Origin of the sequence: Micromonospora sp. NPDC047557 (assembly GCF_043205095.1) — a bacterium.
Lineage (GTDB): Bacteria > Actinomycetota > Actinomycetes > Mycobacteriales > Micromonosporaceae > Micromonospora.
Genome location: NZ_JBIDDK010000023.1, coordinates 1 through 664, shown reverse-complemented (window position 1 = coordinate 664; position 664 = coordinate 1).

Genomic DNA, 664 nt, shown 5'->3' with positions numbered 1-664 from the left:
CCCGCCCTCCTGGTCGACGACGCCAGCCCGCCCTCCTGGTCGCCGACGCTAGCCCGTCCTCATGATCGACACGATGTCGGCGATGTGGGGGTGTCCGGCTGGCCGGATGCCGCGATATCGCCGATCTGGAGTCGATCAGCCCGGATGTTCGGTGTGACCGGTTGGGGTCGTGCCCGGGTGGGCGGGATGTCCGTTTATGAGCGCTGTTGGGGTGTGACCGGGTGCATCCGTGGGCCGGAATCGTGGCGGGCCGGGGGTCGTTACATACCCTGACGATCGCAGGACCACGGCCACCGCGCCCGGCTCGACCGGGGCGGGAATGGCCGGCCCGGCCGGGTCGTTGCAGACCCCCGAACGACCGCAGGCCCCACCGACCGGTGCGCCCCTCAGGCCCACCGCCGCGGGAATCCCCCCGGCCCGACGGTCGTTACACCCGGTCCCGGCGCCACGAGCCCCCCGCTCGCAGGCCGCCGCCCCGGCGCCACGAGCGATCAGCCCGTAGGCCGCCCCCAAACTTTCCCCCCTTTTGTGCAGCGCCCGACGAGGTGCTCACACCCGCGCCACCGCTTCCCCCGGAACGGTGTCGCTGGTGTTCCTACCCCCGAAGGAGCTACCCCCATGAACACGATCTTGCGTAAGAGCATGCTGTCCGTTGCTGGTCTCG